At 69.0% G+C, this 21,173-nt stretch carries 20 protein-coding genes and 1 pseudogene; 17 read left to right on the plus strand and 4 right to left on the minus strand.

Annotated elements, in window-relative coordinates:
* Positions 1-52: 52 nt before the first annotated feature.
* From L0C60_RS00005 to dnaE, 5 genes and pseudogenes are all read left to right on the plus strand, one after another.
* Positions 53-163, plus strand: a pseudogene (locus L0C60_RS00005) (IS701 family transposase); the annotation flags it as partial.
* A gap of 256 nt (positions 164-419) precedes the next feature.
* Entirely contained in the window at positions 420-1,046 is a 627-nt protein-coding gene (locus L0C60_RS12725) for a LexA family protein (protein ID WP_267962813.1), read from the plus strand.
* Positions 1,047-2,279: a Y-family DNA polymerase gene (locus tag L0C60_RS12730; RefSeq protein ID WP_279231877.1), complete on the plus strand. Its 1,233-nt coding sequence runs from the start codon at positions 1,047-1,049 to the stop codon at positions 2,277-2,279.
* Positions 2,227-2,379 carry a hypothetical protein gene (locus L0C60_RS00030; protein WP_234508174.1) on the plus strand — a complete coding sequence of 51 codons (153 nt, stop codon included), beginning with the start codon at positions 2,227-2,229 and terminating at the stop codon, positions 2,377-2,379. The genes L0C60_RS12730 and L0C60_RS00030 overlap by 53 nt, the downstream gene beginning before the upstream one ends.
* Positions 2,352-5,390 (plus strand): DNA polymerase III subunit alpha, encoded by a 3,039-nt coding sequence (dnaE, locus tag L0C60_RS00035; RefSeq protein ID WP_267962812.1) that lies wholly within the window; start codon positions 2,352-2,354, stop codon positions 5,388-5,390. Before L0C60_RS00030 ends, dnaE begins: the two co-directional genes overlap by 28 nt.
* A gap of 48 nt (positions 5,391-5,438) precedes the next feature.
* On the opposite strand, the gene L0C60_RS00040 is transcribed toward dnaE, so the two are convergent.
* The gene (locus L0C60_RS00040) at positions 5,439-5,909 is read right to left on the minus strand and encodes an RES family NAD+ phosphorylase (RefSeq protein WP_234508172.1); all 471 of its coding nucleotides are present in this window, start codon (positions 5,907-5,909) and stop codon (positions 5,439-5,441) included.
* Positions 5,910-5,919: 10 nt separating this feature from the next.
* Positions 5,920-6,276, minus strand: a complete 357-nt coding sequence (locus L0C60_RS00045) for an antitoxin Xre-like helix-turn-helix domain-containing protein (protein WP_234508170.1) — start codon at positions 6,274-6,276, stop codon at positions 5,920-5,922.
* Between the two features lie 923 nt (positions 6,277-7,199).
* Between L0C60_RS00045 and L0C60_RS00050 the strand changes: the two genes are divergently transcribed.
* The 6 genes from L0C60_RS00050 (at position 7,200) to L0C60_RS00075 (ending at position 15,362) form a co-directional block, all read left to right on the plus strand.
* Positions 7,200-8,891: a tetratricopeptide repeat protein gene (locus L0C60_RS00050; protein ID WP_234508169.1), complete on the plus strand. Its 1,692-nt coding sequence runs from the start codon at positions 7,200-7,202 to the stop codon at positions 8,889-8,891.
* A 35-nt stretch (positions 8,892-8,926) separates the two neighbouring features.
* A complete protein-coding gene (locus tag L0C60_RS00055; protein WP_234508167.1) occupies positions 8,927-10,195 on the plus strand; it encodes a peptidase S8 and S53 subtilisin kexin sedolisin in 1,269 nt (422 codons plus the stop codon).
* Between the two features lie 63 nt (positions 10,196-10,258).
* On the plus strand, positions 10,259-11,572 hold the full coding sequence (locus L0C60_RS00060) for a S8 family peptidase (protein ID WP_234508165.1): 1,314 nt from the start codon (positions 10,259-10,261) through the stop codon (positions 11,570-11,572).
* Positions 11,573-11,682: 110 nt separating this feature from the next.
* On the plus strand, positions 11,683-12,864 hold the full coding sequence (locus L0C60_RS00065) for a hypothetical protein (protein ID WP_234508163.1): 1,182 nt from the start codon (positions 11,683-11,685) through the stop codon (positions 12,862-12,864).
* A gap of 88 nt (positions 12,865-12,952) precedes the next feature.
* The gene (locus L0C60_RS00070; protein WP_234508161.1) at positions 12,953-13,576 is read left to right on the plus strand and encodes a gamma-glutamyl-gamma-aminobutyrate hydrolase family protein; all 624 of its coding nucleotides are present in this window, start codon (positions 12,953-12,955) and stop codon (positions 13,574-13,576) included.
* Positions 13,577-13,946: 370 nt separating this feature from the next.
* Positions 13,947-15,362: a DUF5666 domain-containing protein gene (locus L0C60_RS00075; protein ID WP_243092366.1), complete on the plus strand. Its 1,416-nt coding sequence runs from the start codon at positions 13,947-13,949 to the stop codon at positions 15,360-15,362.
* 347 nt (positions 15,363-15,709) lie between these two features.
* On the opposite strand, the gene L0C60_RS00080 is transcribed toward L0C60_RS00075, so the two are convergent.
* Complete coding sequence (locus L0C60_RS00080) at positions 15,710-15,925, minus strand: DUF4926 domain-containing protein (RefSeq protein WP_243092367.1); 216 nt, start codon at positions 15,923-15,925, stop codon at positions 15,710-15,712.
* A gap of 285 nt (positions 15,926-16,210) precedes the next feature.
* Between L0C60_RS00080 and L0C60_RS00085 the strand changes: the two genes are divergently transcribed.
* The 6 genes from L0C60_RS00085 to L0C60_RS00110 all read left to right on the plus strand — a co-directional run bounded on the left by L0C60_RS00085 (position 16,211) and on the right by L0C60_RS00110 (position 20,363).
* Positions 16,211-16,645: a YceI family protein gene (locus L0C60_RS00085; protein ID WP_234508155.1), complete on the plus strand. Its 435-nt coding sequence runs from the start codon at positions 16,211-16,213 to the stop codon at positions 16,643-16,645.
* Positions 16,646-16,717: 72 nt separating this feature from the next.
* On the plus strand, positions 16,718-17,506 hold the full coding sequence (locus L0C60_RS00090; RefSeq protein ID WP_234508153.1) for a cytochrome c3 family protein: 789 nt from the start codon (positions 16,718-16,720) through the stop codon (positions 17,504-17,506).
* A gap of 32 nt (positions 17,507-17,538) precedes the next feature.
* Positions 17,539-17,958 (plus strand): hypothetical protein, encoded by a 420-nt coding sequence (locus tag L0C60_RS00095; RefSeq protein WP_243092368.1) that lies wholly within the window; start codon positions 17,539-17,541, stop codon positions 17,956-17,958.
* Positions 17,955-18,611: a response regulator transcription factor gene (locus tag L0C60_RS00100; RefSeq protein ID WP_243092369.1), complete on the plus strand. Its 657-nt coding sequence runs from the start codon at positions 17,955-17,957 to the stop codon at positions 18,609-18,611. Before L0C60_RS00095 ends, L0C60_RS00100 begins: the two co-directional genes overlap by 4 nt.
* Positions 18,608-19,849: a sensor histidine kinase gene (locus L0C60_RS00105; RefSeq protein WP_234508145.1), complete on the plus strand. Its 1,242-nt coding sequence runs from the start codon at positions 18,608-18,610 to the stop codon at positions 19,847-19,849. Before L0C60_RS00100 ends, L0C60_RS00105 begins: the two co-directional genes overlap by 4 nt.
* Positions 19,824-20,363 (plus strand): hypothetical protein, encoded by a 540-nt coding sequence (locus L0C60_RS00110; RefSeq protein WP_234508143.1) that lies wholly within the window; start codon positions 19,824-19,826, stop codon positions 20,361-20,363. Before L0C60_RS00105 ends, L0C60_RS00110 begins: the two co-directional genes overlap by 26 nt.
* Here L0C60_RS00110 and L0C60_RS00115 read toward each other — a convergent pair.
* The gene (locus L0C60_RS00115; protein WP_234508142.1) at positions 20,360-21,169 is read right to left on the minus strand and encodes an NADH-quinone oxidoreductase subunit B family protein; all 810 of its coding nucleotides are present in this window, start codon (positions 21,167-21,169) and stop codon (positions 20,360-20,362) included. The two genes, L0C60_RS00110 and L0C60_RS00115, sit on opposite strands and share 4 nt — an antisense overlap.
* Between the last annotated feature and the right edge of the window lie 4 nt (positions 21,170-21,173).

The following is a 21,173-nucleotide window of genomic DNA, read 5'->3' on the forward strand; positions in this document are numbered from 1 at the left end:
AGCCCTGACTAAACTGACCGGTAAGGTGGTCCAAATTTAGGGCCGCAGTACATATCGTTTGCGGACGGGGATAAGCTGGTATGAGGCGAAGGCAGCCATTCTTCGGGACGCCATCCGAGCCTATCTGGCACACCCCTCCTATGAACTCATCCCAACTGCGTAAGTCCTATCACCGTTGTACCGCAAGCCGCGGCTCTCCAATCCCTCCCGAAGCATCGAGAGGCTAAATGGTTGTTGTTGGAAGGGCTACGTCTTGGGCCAGGCGGAGAGGGGCTGGGGGCCTCCTTGGAGGTCGGTTCTCGGCGAGGGAAGCCGCGCTTGCCCATGTCAATTCGACACCTCAAGGGAGTTTGCAAGGCAAGCTCCGTAGGCCTTGACGCCCCCTAGTACCTGTTATATAACAGGTGTAGGGGGATCCTATGAAACTGCCTCCCGGGCAACAGCGGGTGCTCAAGGCCGCGGCGGAGATGGTCCAGGAGGGCTTCTCCCCCACGGCCCACGACCTCACGCGCCTCCTCGGCCTGCGGCCCCAAACCCTGCGGCAACACCTCGAGGCCCTGGAGAAAAAGGGCCTCCTCCGCCTCCACCCCGCCGGCCACGGCCGCCCCACCCACCTGGAGCTCACCCCCGAGGGCCTCCTGGTGGCGGGGGCGGCCATCCCCTTGGTGGGCCGCATCCCCGCAGGCCCCTTGGAGGAGGCCATGGAGGAGGCGGAGGGCCTCCTGGCCCTTCCGGGAAGGCCGGGCCTCTTCGCCCTGGTGGTGGAGGGGGACAGCATGGCGGAGTACCTCCTGGAGGGGGACGTGGTGGTGGTGGAGCGGGGGCCCAAGCCCAGGCGGGGAGAGGTGGCGGCGGTCCTCCACCAGGGGCGGACCACCTTGAAGTACGTCTACCTCGAGGGGGACGAGGTGGTCCTCAGGCCCCACAACCCCGCCTACCCCACCCTGCGCCTCCCCGCAGGGGAGGTGGAGGTGCAAGGGGTCTTCCGCTTCCTCCTGCGGGGACGGGAGGCCTTGGAGGCCCTAAGGATCCTGCGGAGGCTCTAGATGGTGGCCGCCGCCCTCTTCCGCCCCTGGCCCGTTTGGCTCCTCGGGCGGGAACGGCCCGAGCTCCAAGACCTCCCCCTGGCCCTGCACCGGGGCGGGCGGGTGGTGGCCCTCTCCCCCAAGGCCCGCCGCCTCGGGGTGCGGGAGGGGATGGGGGTGGAGGTGGCCCGGATGCGGGCGGCGGGCCTCGCCCTCCTCCCCTACCCCGCCCACGCCGCCCCCGCCTGGCGGGCCCTCCTCCAGGAGCTTTACCGCCTCACCCCCTGGGTGGAGCCCCTGGAGGAGGGGACGGTCCTCCTCGGGCTCGCCCCCGCCGAGGCCCGGCTCCTGGCGGAGGGGTACGGGGTGCGGGTGGGGGTGGCCGCCTGGCGGGAGGTGGCCCTCCTGGCCGCCTGGGCCGCCCGGGAGGGGGAGGCCCGGGTGGTGGCGGAAGGGGCGGAGCGGGCCTTCCTGGCCCGGCTTCCCCTCCACTTCCTGAGGGGGGTGGGGCTTGGCCTCGAGGGGCTCGGGAAGCTCAGGCTTCTGGGGCTCAAGCGGGTGGGCGAGCTCCTCGCCTGGAGCCCCGCCCAGCTTCGCGCCTACCTCCCGGAAGGGGAAAGGCTTCTCCCCTACCTCCACGGCCCCTGGCACCGGGGGGTGGCCCGCTTCCCCGAGGCGCCCCAGGTGGAGGCCAGGGCCCCCTTGGACCCCCAGGGGGAGGTGGGGGTGGACCTCCTGGAGCACCTGGCCCGGAGGCTCCACCAAAGGCTCGCCGGCCGGGCCGCCCTTTGGGTGGCGGTGGAGGCGGTGGGGGCGGGGCTTCGCTTCCGGGGGGAGCACCTGGCCAAAGCCCCCTTGCGGGAGGAGAAGGAGGTGCGGCTCGCCCTGGAGCTGGCCTTCCGGCGGAGCGGGGCCTGGGGGATGCCCCTGGAGGAGGTGCGGGCGGCGGCCTCGGGCCTCCACCGCCCCGCCCACCAGGAGGGGCTTTTCCGCCGGCCGGGGGCCGGGCTCGGCCCCCTCTTGGCCCGCTACCCGGGGGCGCTTTTGCGGGTGGAGGTCCTGGACCCGGAGGCCCTGGCCCCGGAATGGGGCTTCCGCTACCGGAGCCTGGAGGTGGAGGATGCGGCTTTACCTGGTGCCCCTCACGGTCCTCGTTCAGGAGGGGAAACCCCGGTGGGTGGTCTGGGGCAGGAAGCGGCGGGTGGTGCGCCTCCTGGACCGCTGGCGGGCCGGCGGGCGCTGGTGGCGCCTTGAGCCCGGGCGGGACTACTTCCTCCTGGAGGTGGAGGGAGGCCTCCTCCTGGAGGTCTACCGGGAGGGGGAAGGATGGGTGCTGAGCCGGGTCCTGGACTAGCCCTGCTCTGGACGGAGTCCTACTTCGGCCGAGGGGTTTCCTCCCCGGAGAGGCTTTTGGAGGTGGCCTCGGCCCTGGGCCACACCCACCTGGCCCTCACGGACTGGCGCTCCCTCACCGGGGGCGTGCGCCTATACCAGCGGGCGAAGGCCCTGGGGGTGGTGCCCCTCCTGGGGGCGGGGCTTCCCCTCAAGACCCCGGAGGGCACCTTCCCCGTCCTCCTCCTGGCGGGGAGCCGGGAGGGGTACGCCCGGCTTTCCGCCCACCTGACCCAGGCCCTGGCGGAAGGGAGCCTGCCCCTGGAAGCCCTCCTCGAGGCCAACGAGGACCTCGTCCTCCTCACGGGGGGAAGGGAGGGCTTCCCAAGCCGCCTCCTGGCGCAAAGGCGCCTGGAGGCCTTGGATCGCCTCCTAAAGGCCCTGCGGGCGGCCTTCGGGGAGCGGCTTTTCCTCTCCCTCTACCACGCCCGCCTCCCGGGGGACGACCGCCGGGCCCGGGTGCTCCGGGCCCTGGCCCAGGACCGGGGCCTGCCCTACGTGGCGGCCCTCGAGGTGCGCCAGGCCACGCCGGACCTCTACCCCCTCCTGGACGCCCTCACCTGCGCCCGGCTGGGGGTGAGCGTGGAAGAGCCCCATCCGGAAAGGCCCCGGAACGAGGCCCTGGCTCTGCCCAGCCGGGAGGAGGCCCTGGACCGCCTCCCCTTCCCCGAAGCCTGGGCCAACGCCCGGGCCCTGGGGGAGGCCCTGGCCTTCCCCCTCCTGCCCGAAAGGAGCCTGGACCCTCCCGTCCCCCTCCCCCCGGGGCGCACCCCCATGGGGGAGCTCGCCCGCCTGGCCTGGGAGGCCTTGGAGCGCCGCTACCCCCACAGGCCCGCCTACCGGGAGCGCCTCAGGGAGGAGCTCGCCACCGTGGAGGCCTTGGGCCTCGCCGGCTTCTTCCTCCTGGCCCACGGAGTGGCGGCCTGGGCCCGGGCCCGGGGCATCCTGGCCTCCGCCCGGGGGAGCGCCGTGGGGAGCCTCCTCGCCCACCTCCTGGACCTCACCCCTGTGGACCCGGTGGCGGAGGGCCTCCTCTTTGAGCGCTTCCTCCACGGGGGGATGAAGGCCCTGCCGGACATAGACCTGGACCTGGCGAGCCGCCGCCGGGAGGAGGTGATCCGCCACCTGGAGGAGGCCTACGGGGCCCAGGAGGCCATGGCCGTCGCCTACGTCACCTACCGCCTGCCCTTGGCGGTGCAGGACCTGGGGCGGGCCCTGGGCCTGCCCGCCCCCTTGCGGAACCGCCTCACCCGGGCCCTGGGCCGGGACTTCCGCCACCTTCCCCCCCACCGGGCGGGGGAGGCGGAGCCCCTCTTTCGGGAGGTGCTGGGGGAGGCCCCCGTGAAGGACCTCCTCCTTTCCCTCCTCGCCCGCATGGAGAAGGGGCAGGTGCGCCACCTCACCCCCCACGTGGGCGGGGTGGTGGTGGCCCCCGGTCCCCTCACCCGCTACGCCCCCGTGGTGCGGAGCGCAGGGGGGATCCGGCTCCTCACCCTGGACAAGGACGACCTCGAGGCCCTAGGCCTGGTGAAGCTGGACCTCCTGGGCCTGCGCACCCTCTCGGCCCTGGAGCGGGCCCGGGAGGAGGTCTTCCGCCTGGAGGGGGTCTGGCTGGACCTGGAGCGCCTTCCCCAGGAGGAAGGGGTGTACCGCCCCCTCTGGCGGGGGGAAACCCTGGGGGTCTTCCAGTTGGAAAGCCCTGCCCAGACCGCCATGAGCCGGAAGCTCCGCCCGAGGAGCCTGGAGGACCTGGCCCACCAGATCGCCTTGGTCCGCCCGGGGCCCATCCAGTCGGGGACGGTGCGCCCCTACCTGGCCCGGCGCCTGGGCCAGGCGGCGAAGCCCCCCCTGCCCCCCGCCCTGGAGCCCATCCTGGGGAAGACCCACGGGGTCCTCCTCTTCCAAGAGCAACTCCTCCGCCTCCTCCACCACGGGGCGGGGATGGACTGGCCGGAGGCGGAGGCCTTCCGCAAGGCGGTGGCCAAGGCCCGGGACGAGGAGGACCTCCGCCCCTTGCGGGAGCGGTTCTTGCGGGGCCTAGCGGCCACCTTGGGCCTTGCGGGGGAGGAGGCGGAGGGGCTATGGCGCATGGTGGAGGGCTTCCGGGGGTACGGGTTCACGGAGAGCCACGCCCTGGCCTTCGCCCGCCACGCCTACGCCACGCTATGGCTCAAGGCCCACTACCCGGCGGAGTTCCTGGCGGGCCTCCTCTCCGAGGCTCCCGGCATGTGGCCCCTCGCCACCCTGCGCCAGGAGGCGAGGCGGCTGGGGGTGCCCCTTCTGCCCCTCTGCGTCAACCGCTCGGGCCTCCACTACCGGGTGGAGGTCCAAGGGGGGGTGAAGGCCCTCCGCCCACCCCTCACCGCCGCCAAAGGGGTTTCGCCGGAGGTGGCCCGGGCCATCCTGCGGGAGAGGCTTCGGGGCCCCTTCCGCTCCTTAGAGGAGTTCCGCGCCCGCCTGGACCTCCCCCAGGACATCCTCCTCTCCCTGGCCCGGGCGGGGGCCTTTGACGGCCTCCACGAACGGCGGGAAGCCCTCTTCCGCGCGGGCCTTCCCCGCCAAGGCCCCCTTCTGGGGGAAGGGATAACGCCCCCGCCCCTCCCCTCCCTAGGGGCCGGGGAGCGGCTTGCCCTGGACCTCGAGGCCAAGGGGTTTTCCGAGCTCCCCCTCCACCCCATGGACCTCCTCCGGGGGAGGCTGGAGGAGCTCGGGGCCACCCCCATCCCCCTCCTCCGCCCCGGGCCCGCCCTCACCGCCGGGCTCGTGGTGGCCAAGCAGAAGCCCCCCACCGCCCAAGGCCACGCCTTTTACGTCCTCGAGGACGGCCCCCACCGCCTCCAGGCGGTCATCCCCCCGGAGGTGTGGGCGAGGCGCTACCCCACCCTGCGGGACGCCCGGGTTTTGCTGGTGCGGGGGGTTCTGGAAGGAGGGGCTTTGCGGGTGGAAGAGGTATGGGACCTTGGGGAAGCGTAGGCCTGCCCCTCGAGGGCCCGGCTAAAAACCGGAGGCTTATCCGCCCCGCTAGCCCCGTGCCCGCCGCACCAACTCCTCCACCCTGGGGTCCCAGACAAGGGAGAAAGGCCCCTCTACCTCCACCAGGTGGAAGGCGGGGTGCTTCGGGTTAAGGACCAGGTTCCACCCCTCAGGCACCAGCACCGAGGGTACAAGGAAAGCAAGGGCGCCCTCCTCCACCAGAAGGCGTCTGCCGACTTCCTGGGTTTCGGGAGGATGAGGGAGGGCCCTCCAGTTCGGCGGGATTTCCGCCCGGACAACCTCGGACGAGGGCACCTCTAGGCGAAAGTAGACGTAGCTCTCCAAGGAGGCTACCTCCAGGGCGTAGGCTAACCACTCCAGCACGCTCAGGGCCAGGTGCTCGCTGGCGTAGACTGCGGGAACACCTTTGGGGTTCCAGCGCCCGCCCCGGAGCGCCGCGCCGCGGCCCGAGAAGGCCTCCGGGGCATAGTCCGCCTTCACGAGACGGTAGGCTCGCAAACCCGTCTCCCTACAGGTACACCCCCTCCTCCAGGTTGTCCAGGAGGTCAAGGGTGGCCTCGAGGCCGGCTTCGTTGACCGCAAGGTCCAGGGGGCGCTTCCCGCCCAGGGCGGGGTTTGGGGTGAGGAGGAAGCGCCGAGCCCGCTCCGGGTCGCCGTGGAAGAGGAGGGCCCGCTCGTAAAGGCGGTAGAGGCGGTAGAGGCGGTCGGAGAGCTCCGGGGAAAGCCGCGCCCCCTGGCGTTGGAGGGTCCTGGGGGTGGTGCGGAGGAGGCGGGCCAGGGTGGTTTGGGGAAGTCCGAGGTTCTTTTGCAGTTCTAGGAGCGCCTCCTTGGGCAAACCCTCTTCCAGGAGGGTCGCACGCGCCACAGGATCGGGTGGGAGAACCATAATGGTATTGTCGCAAGTTATGCGACAAAGAGCAAGGGCTGCCCGCCGTATGCCCCTCCCCTTAGGTTTTCAACCTAACGCCCCCCAAAGCCCTCAGGACTCCCACCCTTGCCTCCCGTAACCCCTGCAAACGCTCGTCCGCCAGGGCATCCCATGCCCCTTCGCCCATCGCCATACCCCCCTCCATGGGATGGCAATGCGGGCTGGACCTCGGCAAGTACCTCGCCTCCCCCCTCGGCACCCCGTGTATTCCGCCGGCGGGCCCAGAGCGAAACCGCCCCCGTCCAGGGAGTCCACCCCTACCTCGTCAGGCGCACCTGCCGGGTCCGCTTCCACCCGCAACCCGTCCTCCGGAGGTGGCGGGCCAGGGTGCCCGGGGGTTAGGGCCACGCCAAAGCGCTCAGGAGGGCCTCGGAGAGCTTTGCCAACCTGAAGGTACGGTCCTCCTTGAGCCTTTCCCGGAAGCGGCCATCCCGGGGGTGAGCTTGGACCCTGCACCTCGGGGTTTGCGGTGGAGGAACCCGGGGATGCCCTCGGCGAGGGGTTGGTGGGGGATGGGGGTGGAAGGGGAGAGCGATGCGGGGGGCGGGCCATCCTGCGTTGGCCAGGCGGACCATCCACGCCTAGGTGCGGGTCTTCTTCTGCGCCTTGGCGTCCTGGGAGAGGCGCAGGGATCCTTGGCCTTCCTCGGAGGTCAGGTGGTCCTGAGGGGTGCCGCTGGGTTGGGATTGTAGGGCTTGCGGCCTGGCATCCCCCGACTTCCTTGCGAAGTAGTCCTGGCCTCGTTCCGCAAAGGCCCTTGCGGTATTGAACGAGCACGGGCAAGCCCTGCCTGAGGCAGGCCTGCCCCTCCTTCCCCAAAGCCCGTCCCAGGGCTAAACTACTCGTATCCCTTTCCTGCCATGCTGCGAACCCTAGGAACCCTCTCCCTAGAAACCCCTCAGGCCAAGGGGTTTCGCAAGAAGAAGCCCCTCCTCCTGCTGGCGTACCTCGCCCTCGAGGGCCCCCGCTCCCGCCGCCACCTGGCGGAGCTCTTTTGGCCCGAGGCCAGCGACCCCCTAAATAGCCTCTCCGTGGCCCTGACCCAGCTCCGGAAGGCCGGTGCCCCGGTCCTGGGTGGGGACGTGCTCCACACCGAAATCCCCTGCGATGCCCATATCTTTCGGACCGCTTTGGCGGAGGGAAGGCTGGAAGAGGCCCGCCGCCTTTACGAGGGAAGGTTCCTGGAGGGAGCGGACGAGGGGCTTCCCGCGGAGCTGGAGGAATGGGTTTGGAGCCAACGAGAGGCCTTGGCCGAGGCCCTGTGGCGGGGGCACGCCCGCCAGGCGAGGGCCCTGTACGCCCTCGGGCTAACCGAGGAGGCGGAAGCCCTTATGCGGGAGGTGCGCAACCTCCCGGGTATAGGCGAACCGCTGGAGGAGGAACCCCCCTGGGAGCCCTTGGACCTCGAGGCCCAACAGGCCTTCTTCGCCATCCAACTCGTGGGGCTAACCCGCGCCGTGGGCCTCCTTGGCCTACAGGCGGAGGCCCTGGACCGCCTCATGGCCCGGGGCCTCCTGGACGCCCAAGGGCAACCTACCCTGGAAGCCCCCTTGACCCTGGAAGGGCGCAAGGCCGCCTTGGAACTCGCCCGCAAGCTACCCCTGCGGGAGGCGGCCCCCCTGTACCTAGCGGCGCGGGGATGCTGGGCGGTGGCCGACCTTCCCAGGGGGCAACAGGCCCTGTTGGGCCTAGCCCGGGAGAGGGTGGAGGAAGCCCCCCACGAGGCTCTGGCCCTCTTGGCGGAACTCTCCTTCGAGCCCGAGATCCTCCTCCTCAGGGCACGCGCCTTGGAGCGGCTTGGCCGCTACCGCGAAGCCCTAGAACTTCTGGAGGAGCTACCCCCAAGCCCCGAAAGGAGCGCCGTGCGGGGGATAGTCCTCTTCCGGCTCGGCCACCTTGCGGAGGCCCTGGCCGAGGCCGAGGCGGCCTCCCAGGGGGGTGCTTACCCCCAGGCCGAGGCCTTAAACCTCCAAGGCATGGCGCTCCTGGCCCAAGGCCGCTTCCAGGAGGCAGCGGAGGCCTTTAGCCGGGCGGCGGTGCGGTTTTTGATGGCGGGGGAAGAAGCGCGGCACCTTGGAGCCTTGGGTAACCGGGCGGTGGCCTTGGCGGAACTCGGGCAGGGGGAGGAGGCGTTCAGGGAGGTCCTGGAGGCTGTGGGGAACCGGGCTTGGCTGCGGGCCCGGATCTACCTCAACCTGGGGGTGCTGAAGGAGCGCCGGGGGGAGGTGGCCGAAGCCGAAGGGCTTTGCAAGGAGTCCCTGGCCCTGGCCCAGGGGAACCTGGAGGCCATGGGCCGGGCCTGGAACAACCTGGGGGCCCTCTACCACCGCCAAGGGCGCACCGAGGAGGCCCGAACGGCCTACGAGGAGGCCCTCCGCCTCGCCCGGGCCAGCCAGGAGTGGGTGCTCACGGCGGCGGTGCTCGCCAACCTGGCCGAGCTTACAGGGGAGCGGGCCAACCTCGAGGAAGCTATAGCCCTGCTGGAGGAAGCCCGGTACACCGTGCTGGCCGAGCGCTACCGGGGCCGCCTGGAGACGTTCAGACCCCGTTAAGGGGGGGTGGTCTAGGGTGCGGGGGAGGTGGGAAGATGGTACGGAAACTTCTGGGCATGGGGTTGGCGGGTATGTTGGCAGGTTGCGGCGGGGGCACGGTCCCACCCCCGAGCAGCATCACCCTGACTGTGGTGGACACCCAGAACGTTGGCTATGCGGCGGCCTACCAGTTGGGTAGCGGCTCCTGGACAGCCCTCACCCCAAACCCCGGTGGCACCTACACCATCAGCGTGCGCGGCAATACTCTCTACGGCGTGGCCGTGCGTTGCAACCCCTTGGTCCCGGGGATGGCCGTGGAAGTCCACGTCATCCAAGCGGCCGCCTCAGAGCTCGCCAACCCCAAGGTGACCTGTAGCGGTACAAACCCCAGCACGGTGAGCTACACCCTCACCGTGAACGCCCCCGGGGTACCCGGGTTGGCCGTGGGCGACACCGTGATGGCCAGTGGAAGAGCCTTTAGTGCCGGGGGGACGGTGACCAGCCTGACGAGTCCGGTAGCGGTTCCCCTAACGGCCCCCGCCGGAACCCAGGATCTGCTGGTGACGGTGAGCGCACCGGGTAACCCCACCAACTACAAGGCGGCCAAGGTGGTACGGGGGGTAAACATCAGCGCCGGTGGATCCAGCAGCGTTACCCTTACCGCTTCGGACGCCCCACCCCTTCAGACCCTCATGGTGACCCTCCCCGTAGGCTTCAGCCCCACGTTCGGCATGGCCCAAGTGGTCTACCTCAGCGCGGATAACCAGGGCTTGGGCACCGTGGGTTCCGCCACCGGTAGCGCCGCCACCAACCTCTCCTTCCGCCCCGTGAGCGGGTTTGGCCCGGGGGACCGCTACGCCGCCTTCGCCGTGGCGGGCGCCGGCGGCCACGTCCTCGAGGCCTACAAGGGTAGCGGCGGAGGAGCCATTTCCCTGGCCCTGCCCAACCCTTGGCCCACAGGGAGCCTGGGGCTGAGCGCCGCCGCTCACCCCACGGTGAGCGGACTTAGCTATAGCGGGGCGAACCTGAGGGCCTACCGACTGGAACTGGAGGATCCCACCCTCGTTTACCACGCCACCTTGGGTAAGGGTTGGTTGGGGACCGCCACAGGCTACAGCTTCCCGGATCTCTCCAGCACCCTGGGCCACACGCCCTTCGCTTCCGGGAGTACCGTGCACGCATCGGTAAGTGCCCTGCTTTCGGCAAGCCCCCTCCTGCAGCTGGACGCCACGGACCCCGGCGCTTTCACGGCTACCACCGACATCGGCCTAGCCATCGCCACCGGCAGCTACACGGTGGGCGGGGCTAGCGCAAGCCTTCCCTAGCCATGCCCGCTTGGCTCTTGGACCTGAGCGGGCACAGCGTTCCCTGTAGCGAGGAGGAGATGGATGCGTGGACCCTTCTGGTTGATTCTCGCCTTGCTTTCCGCTTGCGCACCCGGGAGCCCAAGCCTAGACCTGTCCCCGGGCCGGGCGGCCATCGGGGAGGAGGTGACGGCCCGGGTGACGGGCATGGCCCTCGAGGGGGCCCGGGTGTTCGTGGGGGAGAGGGAGGCCACGGTAACGGCGCGTGAAGGGAACACCCTTCGCTTCCAAGTGCCCCCGGTGCCCGGGGGGCCGAGGGCGGTGCGGGTGGTGGCCGGCGCCAAGGAGGCCCAAGCCACCCTGGGGGTGCTGGGCCAAGTGGACCGGAACCGAATCCTCTTGCGCCTCCCCCTTGGGCGCACGCCTACCCTGCCGAGGGGGTTTACCCTCCTTCGCCGGGACGACCTCCAGGGGTGCGGCTTCGCCCTGGCCGAGCTCGGCTATAGCGGCGAGGCCCTAGGCAAGGCCCTGGAGGAGTTGGAAGCGCAGGACCCCAGCTATAAAGCCGACCCGGAAAGCCTGTGGAGCCTAAGCGGCTGGGGGAGCGAGGCCATTGGAGCCCCCTTGGCGCAGGGGCGGGGCTACCGAGGGAGAGGGGTCCGGGTAGCGGTCCTGGACACCGGGGTGGACGCAGCCATCCCCCAGGCACCGGGCTACGACTTCGTGGAGGACGACACCACGCCCCAGGACGCCTTTCCCAGCGGGCACGGTACCGGGGTAGCGGGGCTGGTAAAGGAGGTCGCCCCCGATGCTGAAATCGTCCCGGTACGCGTCTGCGACGAGAACGGGGTCTGCCGGGCCAGCCGGGTGGTGCGGGGGGTGTGCTGGGTGGTCCAACACCGCCAGGGCCCCACGGTGCTCAACCTGAGCCTAGGGGGCGACACGCCGGTGGAAGCCCTCAAGCTGGCCTTGCAAGCGGCCTTGAGCCAGAACATCCCGGTGGCCGCCGCCGCTGGGAACCAGGGGAACCAGGGAAGCCCAGCCCACTACCCTGCGGCCTTTGACTTCCCGGGCCTGGTGGCCGTGGGGGCTTTGGAAAGGGACCCGAACCAGGGAGGACTGCGCCCCGCCCCCTATAGCACGAGAGGCGCGTACCTGGACCTATCGGCCCCTGGGACGGGTCTGGAGTGCTCTGTCCCTGGCGGGGCTATGGGGACGTGCACCGGCACCTCCTTCGCCACGCCCCTGGTGGCGGGGGCCATGGCGGTTTGGCTCTCGGCCCAGCCCAGCCTCACCCCCGCGCAGCTCCAGGGAAACCTGGAACAGGATGCTTCGCCCCTCCCCTTCCCTGCCCAGGAGGTGGGGAAAGGGAGGGTGGACCTTTCGGCAAGGCCATGATGGCGGCATGCCGGCAGGTTGGGGTTCAGGGAGCGTTAAGGGTGCGTTCAGACCCCCTAGGCTACCCTAGGCCTCGAGGCTAAAAGGATACGCCTCAAAGGAGGAAGAGGATGAGGAAAGCCGTTTTGCTAGCGAGCTTTGGCGCTTTGTTGGCCCTCCTGGTTGCTTGCGGGGGGCAGACGGGTGGGCAGACGACCCCCCTTGACGAGCTCATCCAGAACGACAATGTGCTCTACGACGCCGGCCAGTCCCTCTTGGATGAGGCCGTGAATGCGTTTGCCGACCTCATGCCTCAAGGGTTTTCCCCTCAAGCCGTTTCTCCTCGCCCCCTAACCATGGCGAAGGACGGCGAGGACACCGTCCTTATCGGTGGCCCCTGGCGCCCTCCCTTCCCCTATCCCCTGCCGCCCGTGGATAAGCCCGTTTTTGTAGTCATCAAGTGCCCGAGCAAAACGCGCCCATGGTGCTACGCCGACCTGGCCTATTTGCGCCAAGCCCCTCAAGGGGGCTACGAGCTGGAGTGGCACGGTGAACGGGGAGCGGCTTCGGTGCGGACCCCGGCGCAGGTGGAGATGCGGGGGAACCCCGATCAATCGGGCGCATCCGAGCATCTAGTAAAGCTCTCCATCAGTAAACAGGGTTCCACTTGGACCATAGACATCATCATCATTCTCCGCAACGATCCCTCGAATCCGCTCCGCATGCACCTTGTGAGCGCCCTTCCTCCTGATACCCTAACCGGACGGCAGATAGCCTACAACGCAGGCAAAGAGGGTGCCATCCTCTATGAACGCAAGATCCGGGAGGTCTGTTGCGGCAGGCCCAAGCCCTTCCCGCCAAGGGAAGAAACCCCTTGGCTCCTCCGGGAGGATGTTTCCGTAGCGGCGATACCCTACGACAACCCCAAGTTGTGGGACAGCACCCCCATCGAGGAACTAGTGGGAGAAAACCTGGGCTTCCTCTACCTTCGCAAGAAGCCGTGGGGGGGAACCACCACCGACTGCGGCCCGAGCAATGTCTGGTGCCCACCCGAGGGCGACCCCTTCCTGAACCTGCGCTTGGTGCGCAACCCCGCCGGAGGGTACGCCGTGCAGCTCACCAAGCTGGGCGACCCCAATCGGGTAATCGCCACCCTGCCCGCCCAGGTGCTACCCAACGATGGGCCTGTGGGCATCGGCATAGAGGACGACATCGCCTCACCGGAGGAGCCTACCCTCAAAATCACGTGGCCCAAGATCAAGATCATCATCGTCATCTGCAAAGGCGACTGCAACATAAACGTGAGCGGTTAGCCTGAGCCTACAGACAACGCAAGGGCGGAGGGTTCTCCTCCGCCCCAACCATTTTGAAGGGGGGATCCCAAGCACCTAGACTATGACCATGCGCCTCATCGGCGTGGCCAGCCAGTTCCGTATGGCCGAGGGGTATATGCCTTACCGCTTCTGGGGCCTCCTCGAGCCCTACCTGGAGCGCATCCTCCCCCACCTGGACAGCCTCCTCCTCCCCGGGGGCGGGGACTTAGACCCTACGCATTACGGGGAAGGACCCCACCCCAAGCTTGGGGAGGTGAGCCCGGAACGGGACGCCCACGAGCTTTTCCTCGCCCGCTATGCGGCAGAAAAAGGCCTTCCCGCCCTGGGGATCTGCCGAGGAATCCAGGTGATGAACGTGGCCCTGGGAGGGACGCTTTACCAGGACCTCGAGGCCCAAGGGTTTACCGAGGTGGAACACCGCCAGAAGAGCCCCCCACCCGCCCTGGCCCACAGCGTGCGCCAGGTGGCGGATGGCCCCCTTTCCCACCTTTTCCCCGAGGAATTTCCCGTGAACTCCTACCACCACCAGGGGTTGAAGACCCTGGGCGAAGGCCTAAAGCCCCTGGCCGTGGCCCCCGATGGCCTGGCGGAGGCGGTGGTCCTGGAAGGCCACCCCCTCTTCCTGGGGGTCCAGTGGCACCCCGAGCTCTTGCGGGAGCACTGGGCCGTTTTCGGTCTCTTCCGGGAGTGATTCGTCACAGCTTCTCGGACTAAAGTCCGAGGCTACGAACTAGGCATCGCCTGACCTCGGTTCACGATAGAGCTATTGCTGGGTCCCTCCTCGGTCACGCAGAAGCGCACCTCGCAGGCGCCGCCCAGGATTGTACTGAGGATAGCAGAAGCCCTTGCGCAGCAAAGGCCATGCAAGCGGTCAGCTCAGGTGTAGCGCCAGGCTCCCGAGGCTTCCTCGGGCTTCGCCCGCACATCCCCGACACGATAACCAGGGAAAGAAGCCAAGGGTGTGCCGGGGATAGAGCTCCCCCCAGCCCGCCAAGCCGCATAGAAGCCCATTTACGCCCCGCTTACGCCGGAGTGCTAGGTTCGGACGAGGAGGTGTACCCATGCGCTGGAAGGCGCTTCTCGCATTGGCTGCCCTGCTCTCCGCTTGCCAGGTTACCCCGCAGACGGGCCAAGGGCAAGCCCTCGAGGCCCTGGGCGTTCTGGGCGGGACGGAGGCCCAGCCCACGCTCTTGGGCAAGCCTTTGGACCTCAGCGGGGCGTCCCTGGCGAAGGAGGGGGAAGCCTTCTCCGGCACCCTTCTCCCGGGAATGGTGGTCCAGGTGAAGGGCGAGGACACGGGCACCCGCATCCGGGTGGAGGCCCTCGAGGTCCAGGTGGAGCTGAGGGGCCCCGTGGCCAACGTGGACCTCCAAGCGGGCACCCTGGTGGTCCTCGGCCAAACGGTGTACACGGACGCCAACACCCGCATCTACGAAAAGGCTCCCCGGGGGTACCGGACGCTCCTCCTCTCCGACTTACGGGTAGGGGACTACGTGGAGGTCCAAGGCACGGCCACAGACACCGGCATCCTGGCCACGTACGTGGAGCGCTACCCTGCGCCCTCCTCCCAGGTGGAAACCGAGGGACGGGTACAAGGCCTGAAAACGGAGGCAAAGACCTTCACCCTTAACGGCTTCACCGTGAACTACGCCCAAGCCCGGGTGGAGGGCACTCCCCAGGACGGGGTGTGGGCGGAGGTGAAGGGAACCCTCTCGGGAACCACGATCCTCGCCACGAAGGTGGCCTTCAAGGGCCAGGGCCAAAGCGGCTTTGGCACCTCCCGGCGGGTGGAGCTGGAAGGCCCCATCGCCAACCTGGACGAGGCCGCCATGACCTTCTCCCTCCTCGGCTACACCGTGGACTTTAGCCGTGCCCAAGTGGTGGGCAACCTGACGGAAGGGAGCTACGTGGAGGCCAAGGGCCAGGTGGACGGTAACGACCCCACCCTCCTCCACGCCCAGCTGGTGAAGGTGAAGTACCCGAAGACGAGGGCCCCCAAGGCGGAGGCCAAGGGCCAGGTGACCGCCCTGGACCCGGAGGCCATGACCCTGGCCTTGGGTAGCCTGGCCTTCTACGCAGACCAGAACACCCTCGTCAAGCGGGACGACCCGGACGGGCCCATGGCCTTTGGGGAGATCCAGGTGGGGGACTACGTGGACGTGGCCTACGACCCCGCCACCCAGGACGCCGAAGGGCGCTTTTACGCCCTGCGCATTGAGGTAAAGGGGGCCACGGGGAGCGAGGAGGGCGAGTGGGAAGGCCCCGTCCAGAACGTGGACAGCGCCAACTACTCGTTCGGGCTCCTCGGCTACACGGTGGTCACCGATGCCTCCACCCAGTTTGAGGCCAACGACCAAACCTACGACCAAGCGGGCTTCTTCGCCCTAATCCGGGTGGGCGACTGGGTGGAGGTCAAGGGCACCCTTTCGGGCACCGCCCTCCAGGCCAGGGAGGTGGAGCTCAAGGGAAGGAGGTGACGGCTCCCCGCATTGGAGCGCGTGGCCTAAAGAGGCGGCTCGGCCTGGCCTCGGCTGGGGACGGGGCTTCCGCCGTGCCCTTCCGGATGGCCCCGTCCAGGCCTTGGCCAGGTCTTTGGCCTGCGGTTTAGTGGGAAAGAGGCGGCGCCTGGAGGCCACGATGCAAATTCTCCGCCCACCGGGGTGGGGATCGCACCGGGAGCACGTGGGGTAGGAGAGCGTCCCCTCGGGGTTTTGGGTGCCCGTTGAGTCATGGGGGCACTAAGCCCCCCACGGCGCATGTGGCTTCGCTGACCCGTGGGTCCCCGGCTGCGGTCCCGCCAGGGGGCCGGGCGGCGGGCGAGGGCTTAGGCGCCCCTGGCCCGGAGGCGGGCGGGCCCCGTGAGGGGGGCCACCTCCGCCTCGGAGAGGTCCAGGAGGGCCAGGGTGTTGCGCTCGTGGTCCACGAACTCCACCAGGTAACCCCCGTGGGGATATACCTGGACCACGGTGCCCACTTCTCCCGCCTTCAGGCCCCACGCTTCCTGGTCCCACATAAGAACAACCGAGCCGTGCTCCCCCATCCTTTCCCCTTCCAAGGGTACGCCATCACCCGAAAGGTCCTTCCTCCTAAGCGTACCTGCACGCCTCCTGCCCAGCGCCCCGTGGGAGCCTCTTAGGACCACCCGCACCCCTTGGCCTTGGAAGCCGGGGGGTCTGGGGCCAAAGCGTATCCCGGGCCCAACAGCTTGCGTGGACCAACTCCCCAACCCAAAGGGACCTCCCCGTGGCCATGGACGAGGCCCTGCCCCCTCGTTTACGCCCCGTATACGGCCTTTGGCTAGGTTGGAGGGAGGAGGTGAAAGGACGTGCGGCTTCTTGCCCTCTCGGTTCTCCTGGCCGGCTTGGCGCTTGGCCAGAGGTACAGCGTGACGGGGGAAGCGGTATATAGAGCGCAGGCACCCTTGGGAAGCTTCCAGGGGGTCAACCGGACCCTTAAGGGAGAGGTGGTCCAAGAGGGGGAGCGCCTCCAGGGCCAAGCCTGCATAGACCTTTCGGCCTGGGACTCCAAGGAACCCCTTCGCGACCGGCACACCAGGGAGATGTTCCAGGTGGACCGCTACCCACAGGCCTGCCTGAGGCTCCAAGGGGTGGACAGGGCTAAGGGTCTCGTCCTCGGCACCCTCACCCTCCACGGCGTGGAAAAGCCCGTGGCCTGGCCCGTGAAGCTGAACCAGGAGGGAAAAGGGGTACGCTTCCAGGGTGCCTTCGCTCTAACTAAGGCTAAGCGACTATGGGCTTAAGGCCCCGAGCTTCATGGGCATGCGGGTCAAGGACGAGGTGTGGGTGGAGGTCCGGGAGGAGGGAAGGACCCCATGAGGAGGCTCTTCCCCTTGCTCCTCTTGGGGCTCGCCCTGGCCTCGGAAGGGGAGCGCTACCTCTACGTCCGCTGGGATGCGGAGAAGGGGGCGGCGGTCCTTTCCGACGGCACGCCCCTCCCCCCGGGTGTGCGCCTGGTGCCAGGCCAGTACGTGGAGGTGGAGGAAGGCCGTCTCAAGCCCAAGCGTCAGTGGCAACCGCCCCAAGACCTCGTTCGGACCTTCCAGCCCCAGGGCATGGGCCGGGTGGTGTTCAGCCACGAACGCCACTTCGGCTTCCTTGGAGCGAAGGGGACCAGTTGCGAAACCTGCCACGCCAGTCTGGACAAGGGCAAGGCCTGGCCGAGCACCGCCCCCAACCCCAGCCTGGAACCCCACGGCCCCACCTCCCTGGGCCGCTTCTGCGCCACCTGCCACGACGGTAAAAGGCTGGTCCAGCAGATTCCAGGAAGCCGAAGCCCCATAAGGGGGCCCGTCTTCACCGCTTTGGGGAAGAAGGGTGCGGCCTCTTGTAACCTCTGCCATACTCCTCGGGACCACGGCCAGGACTTCACCCAAGGGCACGGGGAGGTGGCGGAACGCCTAGGGGGGCAAGCCTGCGCCAGCTGCCACCGGGGAGCGGACCAAATAGGCGCCGCAGCGCTCGCCTTGGCCAGGGCCTTCCAAGAGGCACAGCTCGCCCTAATCCGCAACCCGGACGACAGCCAAGCCTTCAACCAGATCCTGCCGGCCAACTTCTGCGCCTACTGCCATGGGCTGGACGGGAAGGCTTGGCGTGGGAAATGATGGAGGCGACGATGGGAAACGCAAGGACATGGTTGCGCAGGCATCTGCCGGAAGTGTTCGGCCTCTTTGCGCTGATGGGGTTCTTCCTCACCTTGGCCGAGCTCTTCCTCATGGGCCACGTGGAGGGCGTACAGGTCGTCGCCCCTATAGCCGCCACCCTAGGGGCCTTGGCCGTGGGCCTGGGCCTTCTCCTTCCCCAAAGCCGGCCCCTGGCGGTAGCCCTGCTCCTTTTGGTGGGGGGCGCTGGCCTGGTGGGGCTTTTGGAGCACCTCGAGGCGAGCCTAGGGGAAGCCCAAGGGACCCCTCGGGTGGTCCTCGTGGACGAGGAGGGCGAGGCGTGGCCGGGGTGGGAAGGGAAGGAGCAGGAGGGCACGCCCCCGCCCCTCGCCCCCTTGAGCCTCTCGGGCCTGGGCCTTCTCGGGGCCCTGGCCCTTTGGGTGCGGGAGCCATGAGGGTGCTCGTGGTGGAGGACGAGCAGGGCATCCTGGAGCCCGTGGTGGCGGTCCTCCGGAAGGAGCGGTACGAGGCCTCGGGGGTGCGGAGCCTAAAGGAAGCCTGGGAGAAGCTGGCGGAGGGGGAGCCCGACGTCCTGGTCTTGGACGTGATGCTCCCCGAGGGGGAAGGGGCCGGCTTCCGCTTCGCCGAGGACCTAAGGCAAAGCGGCTACCGGGGAGGAATCCTCTTCCTCACCGCCCGGGATGCCCTGGAGGACCGCATCCACGGCCTGGAGCTGGGCGGGGATGACTACCTGGTGAAGCCCTTCCACCTTTCCGAGCTGGTGGCCCGGGTGCGGGCCCTGGCCCGGCGCACCGCCGGCTTCAAGGGGATGATCCTCACCCGGGGGCCCCTGGTGGTGGACTTCGCCCAGCGGCGGGTCACCTACGCCGGCAAGGAAGTGGCCCTCTCCCCCAAGGCCTTCGCCCTCTTGGAGCTCCTCGCCCTTCACCCGGAGAGGACCTTCACCCGGGAGGAGCTTTTAGAAGGGCTCTTTCCTGGGGCGGAAAGCGACGCCGTGCTCCGGGTGTACGTGCAGAAGCTCCGGCAATCCCTGGCCCCATGGGTGGTGGAGCGGGTGCCTGGGGGGTATCGGCTGGGAGAACCATGACCCTCAAGGGCCGCCTGGCCTGGGCCTTCTTCCTGGTGGCCGCCTGCACGGGCCTCGCCAGCCTCCTCGGGGGCTACGCCGTGTTCTGGAACCTGGTGGAGCGGGACATCGCCCTGGACCTGGGGGAGGCCGCCTCGAAGGTGCAGAGGGCCCTCGTCCTAACCCCAGAGGGCCCCCGGCTCACTTCCGCCGAGGCCTTCAGCGGGAGCCACTACGTCTTTGGCTTCCGGCTCCTGGAGGCGGGGACGCCGATCCTGGAGGGGGGCTTTTTCCCCCAGGCGGGGGAGGCTTGGCGCACCCTAAGCCTTCCCTGGCAGGGCTACCAATTGGAGGTTTACCTGCGCACAGAGGAGTACACCCGCGCCCTAAGGGCTTACGTGCGCGGGGGGCTTTTGCTCCTCTTTCCCCTTCTGTTCCTGGCGACCCTCTTCGGCTACGGCTTCGCCCGGCTCATCGTCCGGCCCCTGGACGAGCTGGCCCGGGCGGTGGAGGCGGTTTCCCTCCTCCGGTTTCCCGAACCCCTCGCCCCCGGGCGGGAACGGGAGATCCGGCGCCTGGTCCAGGGCTTTAACCGCATGGCGGAGGCGGTGCGGGCCGCCTTGGAAAGGGAGCGCCTCTTCACCCGGCACGCCTCCCACGAGCTGAGGAGCCCCCTGGCGGTGATCCGGAGCCAGGTGGAGGCCCTTCAAGGTGGGCTTCTGCCCTTAAAGCGGGCGCTTCCCCAGCTCGCCCAAAGCGTGGACCGCATGGAGGCCGTGTTGCGGGGGCTCCTCGCCCTGGCCCGGTCCGAAGGGGCCGACCTGGCCCCGCTAGAGCTCAGCGCCTTTCTCGGGGAGTACCTGGCGGGAGAGGAGGGGGTGAGGGCCAGCCTACAAGGGCCCGCCTGGGTCCTGGCCCACCCGGCCTTGCTGGAGCGCATCCTGGATAACCTCCTGGAGAACGCCCGCCGCCACGGAGCCCCGCCCGTGGAGGTGCGCCTGGGGGTGCGGGGGGAGGAGGTCATCCTCGAGGTGCGGGACCACGGGCCCGGGGTGGCACCGGAAGACCTATCCCGGCTTGCGGAGCCCTTCTTCCGGGGACAGATGGCGGGGGATGGTCTAGGGCTTGGCCTCGCCCTGGCGCAGGAGGCGGCGAGGCGGCTTGGGGGCACCCTGGAGGTGGAAAACGCCCAGCCCGGGCTTCGGGTGCGGGTCCGGTTGCCGAGGTGGGAGGATGGGGCGGCGGCAGGTTCTCTGTAGGTTAGCCCTCTGGCTCCTAGCGGCCATGGGCCTGGCCCTCGCCTCGGGGAGGGAGGGCAAGGAAGAGAAGGAAAGGAAAAAGGAGAAGGAGGAAAAGGAAAAGCGCCCCCTCTACTACGGACGGGTAGAGGTGGTGGAGGAGGGGCAGCTTTGGGCAGGGGGCCGGGCCATCCCCTCCGCCTCCCCCCTCCTCCCCTACTTGGCCCCAGGGATGGTGGTGGAGCTGGGCCCAGAGGGCCTTAAGACCCTGGAACCGGCAAGGTGGGCCTACTACGAGGGACCCGGTGCCCCCTGGGGGCTATCCTTGACCTGGGCCAGGGTCTGGTGGGTGGGCGGGAAGGTTTGGAAGGCGCTTCCGGGCACCGGGCGGGAGGCCCTCCTCGTGGCCCAATACGCCGAGGGGAAGTGGCGGGCCGTCCCCCCGGGCCTCCGCCTCCCCCGTCCCCCCAGGGAGGGGTGGTGGCTTCTCCGCCTGGAGGGCCTCGAGGGCGCTCTCGTGCGCTTCCTAAACTAGCCCCCTTCTGGGGCTTCATCGGGAAGGATCCCTCCCCGGAGCCGTTGCGCCACCCGGCCCGTGAGGAGCAGGAGGCCAAAGAGGATCGCCCCGGGCCGGGGAGGGTCCCCGGGCACGTACACGTCCACGGGCACCACCCGGTCCACCCCGCCCACCACCTCGGGGCTCCCGGCGAACACGCCCCCCGAGATGGCCTCGTTTCCCACCGCCACAACCCCCTTGGGCTCGGGTGTGGCCTCATAGGTGCGCCAGAGGGCCTGGGCCATGTTGCGGCTCACGGGGCCAGTAACCACCAGGGCATCCGCATGCCGGGGCGAAGCGGCCACGGTAAAGCCGAAGCGACCCATGTCGTGGAAGGGGTTGGCAAGAAGCGCCACCTCGGAGTCCGCAAGGCCCGTATCCCCGGCGCTCACCTCCCGGAAAGCCAGGGTGGGAAGGACCAGCTCGGGCCGGGGGGGAGGAGGAGGGCCCGGGTCCAGGAAACCCCGGCTCCTCAGGTCCACCCGCTGCACCAGGTCTTCCCTGCGCCTCACCGCCACCGCCAAGGACCGCATCTCCCCCACTGCCCGTGGATAGGCCAGGGCGCACCGGCCGCATCCCACGCACCGTGCAAGGTCAAGGCCGAAGACCCCTTCCTCTTCAAAGAAGGCGTCGCTCGGGCAGAGTGAAAGGAGGCCTCGTTGCGCTTCCCGGTCAAGCCCTTCGGGCTTCAGGCGTGGCAGGCCGAAGGCGTGCACCGGGACCCTCAGGAGATCCTCGAGCTTCCTCGCTAAACGACCGATGCGCAAGCTGTGCCAAAGGCTCATCTTC

The organism is Thermus hydrothermalis (genome assembly GCF_022760925.1).
Lineage (GTDB): Bacteria > Deinococcota > Deinococci > Deinococcales > Thermaceae > Thermus > Thermus hydrothermalis.

Coding starts and splice junctions, on each gene's coding strand:
- L0C60_RS00065 (WP_234508163.1), top strand. CDS start 11,683: ATGAGGAAAGCCGTTTTGCTAGCGAGCTTTGGCGCTTTGTTGGCCCTC.
- L0C60_RS00055 (WP_234508167.1), top strand. CDS start 8,927: ATGGTACGGAAACTTCTGGGCATGGGGTTGGCGGGTATGTTGGCAGGT.
- L0C60_RS00110 (WP_234508143.1), top strand. CDS start 19,824: ATGGGGCGGCGGCAGGTTCTCTGTAGGTTAGCCCTCTGGCTCCTAGCG.
- L0C60_RS12725 (WP_267962813.1), top strand. CDS start 420: ATGAAACTGCCTCCCGGGCAACAGCGGGTGCTCAAGGCCGCGGCGGAG.
- L0C60_RS00060 (WP_234508165.1), top strand. CDS start 10,259: ATGCGTGGACCCTTCTGGTTGATTCTCGCCTTGCTTTCCGCTTGCGCA.
- L0C60_RS00080 (WP_243092367.1), bottom strand. CDS start 15,925: ATGGGGGAGCACGGCTCGGTTGTTCTTATGTGGGACCAGGAAGCGTGG.
- L0C60_RS00115 (WP_234508142.1), bottom strand. CDS start 21,169: ATGAGCCTTTGGCACAGCTTGCGCATCGGTCGTTTAGCGAGGAAGCTC.
- L0C60_RS00075 (WP_243092366.1), top strand. CDS start 13,947: ATGCGCTGGAAGGCGCTTCTCGCATTGGCTGCCCTGCTCTCCGCTTGC.
- dnaE (WP_267962812.1), top strand. CDS start 2,352: ATGGGTGCTGAGCCGGGTCCTGGACTAGCCCTGCTCTGGACGGAGTCC.
- L0C60_RS00070 (WP_234508161.1), top strand. CDS start 12,953: ATGCGCCTCATCGGCGTGGCCAGCCAGTTCCGTATGGCCGAGGGGTAT.
- L0C60_RS00100 (WP_243092369.1), top strand. CDS start 17,955: ATGAGGGTGCTCGTGGTGGAGGACGAGCAGGGCATCCTGGAGCCCGTG.
- L0C60_RS00090 (WP_234508153.1), top strand. CDS start 16,718: ATGAGGAGGCTCTTCCCCTTGCTCCTCTTGGGGCTCGCCCTGGCCTCG.
- L0C60_RS00105 (WP_234508145.1), top strand. CDS start 18,608: ATGACCCTCAAGGGCCGCCTGGCCTGGGCCTTCTTCCTGGTGGCCGCC.
- L0C60_RS00050 (WP_234508169.1), top strand. CDS start 7,200: ATGCTGCGAACCCTAGGAACCCTCTCCCTAGAAACCCCTCAGGCCAAG.
- L0C60_RS12730 (WP_279231877.1), top strand. CDS start 1,047: ATGGTGGCCGCCGCCCTCTTCCGCCCCTGGCCCGTTTGGCTCCTCGGG.